This window comes from Oleiphilus sp. HI0079 (assembly GCF_001635105.1).
On sequence record NZ_LWFT01000613.1, the window covers coordinates 1 to 4,182 of the forward strand.

The 4,182-nt window shown below is 48.0% G+C and carries 6 protein-coding genes; 3 read left to right on the forward strand and 3 right to left on the reverse strand.

Going from position 1 to position 4,182, the window contains the following annotated elements; translation table 11 throughout:
* Positions 1–638: 16S rRNA (cytidine(1402)-2'-O)-methyltransferase (rsmI, locus tag A3750_RS10925; RefSeq protein ID WP_068548264.1), on the reverse strand; the 638-nt coding region annotated here is incomplete at its 3' end.
* A gap of 180 nt (positions 639–818) precedes the next feature.
* Between rsmI and A3750_RS10930 the strand changes: the two genes are divergently transcribed.
* Genes A3750_RS10930 through A3750_RS10940 form a run of 3 tightly spaced genes read left to right on the forward strand, consistent with a single transcriptional unit; the run spans position 819 to position 3,495 of the window.
* Positions 819–2,528, forward strand: coding sequence for a penicillin-binding protein activator (locus A3750_RS10930; protein ID WP_068451858.1), 1,710 nt, complete (start codon positions 819–821; stop codon positions 2,526–2,528).
* Positions 2,529–2,545: 17 nt separating this feature from the next.
* Positions 2,546–2,908: a YraN family protein gene (locus A3750_RS10935; protein ID WP_068451860.1), complete on the forward strand. Its 363-nt coding sequence runs from the start codon at positions 2,546–2,548 to the stop codon at positions 2,906–2,908.
* Positions 2,905–3,495 (forward strand): SIS domain-containing protein, encoded by a 591-nt coding sequence (locus A3750_RS10940; protein WP_068451863.1) that lies wholly within the window; start codon positions 2,905–2,907, stop codon positions 3,493–3,495. Before A3750_RS10935 ends, A3750_RS10940 begins: the two co-directional genes overlap by 4 nt.
* 7 nt (positions 3,496–3,502) lie before the next feature.
* Here the strand turns inward: A3750_RS10940 and A3750_RS10945 are convergent, their stop codons facing one another.
* Both A3750_RS10945 and A3750_RS10950 read right to left on the reverse strand, forming a co-directional pair.
* A complete protein-coding gene (locus A3750_RS10945) occupies positions 3,503–3,904 on the reverse strand; it encodes a ClpXP protease specificity-enhancing factor (RefSeq protein ID WP_082863021.1) in 402 nt (133 codons plus the stop codon).
* Positions 3,905–3,925: 21 nt separating this feature from the next.
* A partial coding sequence (locus A3750_RS10950; RefSeq protein ID WP_197474997.1) for a glutathione S-transferase C-terminal domain-containing protein occupies positions 3,926–4,182 on the reverse strand: 257 nt, incomplete at its 5' end.

Genomic DNA, 4,182 nt, shown 5'->3' on the forward strand with positions numbered 1-4,182 from the left:
TGGTTAGCATCCGACGCGACTAAACCTAGAACATCTTCAGATGGCCCAGACAGAAAAGTCTCGAAAGTCTTCGTAAGCTCCCTCGCGATGGTAATCTGCCGCTTCGGCAACAACTCGGCCACCACCTTTAACGTGTCGACAATGCGGTGGGTTGACTCGTAATAAACACACGTTCTGGGCTCGCTCTTCAATATCTCTAAAGCATCCCTCTTGGCTTTCGACTTCACCGGTAAAAAACCCTCAAATGAAAAACGATCACAGGCTAAACCGGAGGCACTCAGCGCCGCAATAAGCGCGCACGCACCCGGAACTGGCACGACTTTCAACTCTCTTTGCCTAGCCTGAGCAACCAAAACATAACCAGGATCAGAAATGAGAGGCGTACCCGCGTCAGAGACAAGCGCTACCGAGCCACCAGCCGCGACAAGATCAAGTAGATAAGACGCCTTATCCCGCTCGTTGTGATCGTGCAGAGACTGCATATCTTTAGTCAAACCCAAATGTGAAAGAAGTTTTTTTGTATGACGCGTATCTTCCGCTGCAACCAAGTCGACGCCTGCCAGGGTTTCAATTGCTCTATGCGTTATATCTCCAAGATTTCCTATGGGTGTGGCTACGATATACAGTGCAGATTCCAAACTTCTTATCCTCGCTTTAGATTTCAGCTATCATAGCAGCTTCACCTCTCGCTACTATACTTAAGCATGAAAACCCTTATTCTTAGATTGTCCCTAACCATCCTTGCCTGCGCTCTTTTATCCGCCTGCAGCACACCTAAAAAACAAACTCGCACCGATATAAAACAGGGTGCTACCACAATGCTCAGCGAAGAAGAAAAGCTATTGTCAGAGGCGCACAACGAAAAAGATCGCCAGCGAAAAAGTGAACTTTACCTTAGCTCCGCAAAGCTCTTTTCTGAAAAAGGGCTCGATGCGCAGGCGGCGCATACAATTGGTCTCGTTGAGGTCGGCTCACTTTCCGCGCAATCTATCACCGATTTTCGACTTTTACTCATCGAAACCAGTCTAAGGACCGGCAATCTTTCCGTGGCAAAAGAACAACTTGGTTTAATCTCTTTAAGTGACGCACTTCAAACAACACTAAGCAGACAAGAAAAAATTGTACGGCTCATTGCCAGCGCATATAGCAAAGTCGAGCAACCTCTAGACGCTGCTGTATTGCTTGCTGATTACGAGGGCGTATTTGGAGTAAATGAAAGCGCACAACTCAACGAAGAAATATGGCTTCTATTTCAACGAAGCAGGACAGAAGACTTAGTTTCCTATACATACTTCGGCGACAATCCAAACACGATTGCATGGCTTGAGCTAGCGCGTCAGGTAAAGCTCAATCAAAGCAGCATAGATGACCAATTTAGCGTACTCGACGGCTGGATGGCACAAAACCCAAACCACCCCGCCACGCAGTCCCTCCCAATGGAATTGGATCTACTATCTCGCTTGCCCGAAACAGCGCCGGATAAAATCATTCTGGCCCTCCCACTATCGGGCCCATTGGCGAATATTGGAACCGCAATCATGGATGGCTTTCTCGCTGCGCACTTCCAATACCAGCAGCACGAGAGCAAGCTACGGATCGAAACCTTTGACACTGCCGAGCTCGACATCGAAAAGCTTTATCTTAATACTCAGCAGAGCCTGCCAGATAAAACCTTGGTAATCGGCCCAATTACAAAAGAAGACATTGAAAAACTCTCCGAGGTTAGCCCTTTGTCGCTTAATACTTTAGCGCTCAACAATCCACCAAACACGCCTTATCAGCATCGCTTATTTCTGTTTGGACTCGATCCAGAACAGGAAATGAGCCAAATCAGCGGGCGAATGAGCAAGCAAGGCATGCAGCGCGTAGCAGTTATTGCTCCAGATACCCAAAGAGCAATACGCCTCAGCCAAAGCTTTGAGGAAGACTTTGAATCCATGGGAGGACATGTGGTTTCAAAAGCTTACTTTGGCGCGGATCGCAGCCTCGCACAAACGGTTGCAACAATGCTTTCAACGGCTGACAGCAAGCAGCGCAGCCGAAAGCTTATGAGAGTCACCGGGCTCGCCCTAGAAACCCGACCAGAGAGACGAAATGACCTAGATGCGATTCTAGTGCTAGGCAACCACGAAGACGGCAAACAGATAAAGCCCCTCTTGGCATTCAACTTCGCACAAGATCTACCAGTCTTTGCTAGCTCTAGCATACACACACCCGGCCGAGTTGACGCAAACAATGATCTTAGCAGGGTACAGTTCCCTGACATTCCATGGGTATTCACGCAATCGAACCCTTTAAAAGCCCAGATCGAAACGACGCGCCCCGCGCTCAGTGACAGATACGCGCGATTCTACGCGCTCGGTGCCGACGCCTATCTTCTTGCCCCCCGACTCCCAATACTGAGAGAGATACCGAACAGTTTCGCTCAGGGGCTTACAGGCAAGCTAAACGTAAACCCTGACGGTGTTGTAGAGCGGGCACTACAATGGGCCATGTATCGCAGGGGCAAAGCCATCACGATTAACTAAAGCAGGGAGCAATCAAAATGCGCTCAAAAGGATTTGAGTTCGAAAACAAAGCAAAGCATTATCTGCAAAGCAAGGGATTAAAGTTAGTCTTACAAAATTATAGCTGCAGGCTCGGAGAGATCGATCTCATCATGCTTGATCGCTCAACCATCGTATTTGTTGAAGTGCGCTATCGAAATACTGCAAAATATGGCTCAGCACTTGAGAGCATTACCTCTAACAAGCGCAGCAAACTACTCAAAGCTGCCAATCACTATCTGACCAGTCGAGCCGATACAAGCAGACCCTGTAGATTCGACGTAATCGCATTTGACAATAAAAATAACGAGACAGAGGTATCCTGGATCGTTTCCGCCTTTGGAGAGCCAAGCTACAGATGAGCGAATTAACACCGGTTACCACCTATCTTTGCGATGCCATCGACAGCACTGCGGAGAACATTCAGGCCGTTGCTTTACAAGTAGATTCAGCCGCTGACCTAATAGCTAAATCGTTACTTGATGACAAAAAGGTGTTGATTTGCGGGAGCGGATTCGCCGCACCTATTGCGCAAATCCTCACCACCGGACTAATGGATCAGCATGAGTTTGAAAGACCGGGCCTTCCGGCGATCAACCTATCGGCAGATTCAGTCACGATGTCATCAGTCGCAAAGAATCAGGAAAGCGGGTTTGTTTTTTCAAAGCAGATAAGGGCGATTGGGTCGGAAGGCGACTGCCTTATCGCCTTCGCACTAGACGATAATACAGCAGACATTATTAAAGCCATCGAAAGCGCTAACGAAAAAGGCATGCGAATCATTATATTTAATTGTGGCGCAGCTCTCGGCGGACTTGCTACTCAGCACAGAACTCAAGAAGTTTCGTTCAATACCCCAAGCCTATCTAGAGCACTCGAACTCACACTTCTCAGCTCCAACACATTGATTCGATGCATCGAGTCACGCCTATTTGGCATTCCTCTGTAACGAAAGACTACTTAACGATTTTAAGTGAAGGTTTGTGCGACGATGGAGCGTCATCACCTTCAGTAGGGGCCTCATCAAACGGCGGAGGCTCTGGCGCTCCAGGCTCAGCACCAAAAACCATTCCCTGCCCATTCTCTTTAGCATAGATCGCCATTACAGCAATAATAGGAACATAAACTTGCATTGGAACACCGCCGAATCGTGCTTGAAACTCAATCGCACGATCCTCGATGCTCAAGCTATTCACGGCACCAGGGCTAATATTGAGAATGATCTGACCATTGGTAACGTAGTCCTCAGGCACATGAACACCTTGAACACCGGCATCCACCACCAAATAAGGGGTGAGACCGTTATCGATAATCCATTGGTTTAATGCTCTAACTAGGTATGGCCTACTTGGGGTCACACCATCCTCCTCTATTGTCGCCTAGTGGCGCATTTCAGCTTCAACTTCCGACAAACTCTCTTTGAAAGATTCCCTTGCGAACATACTATCCATGTAACGCAAAATTGGCTTAGCAGCCGCCTCATTCAATTCGATTCCAAGAACAGGTAGACGCCATAGAATCGCCGCCACACAGCAATCTACAATCGTAAACTCATCGCTCATGAAAAACGGCTTTTCAGCGAAAATTGGCGCGGTCGCCAAGAGACTCTCTTTGAATTCTTTGCGCAAACCTTCAG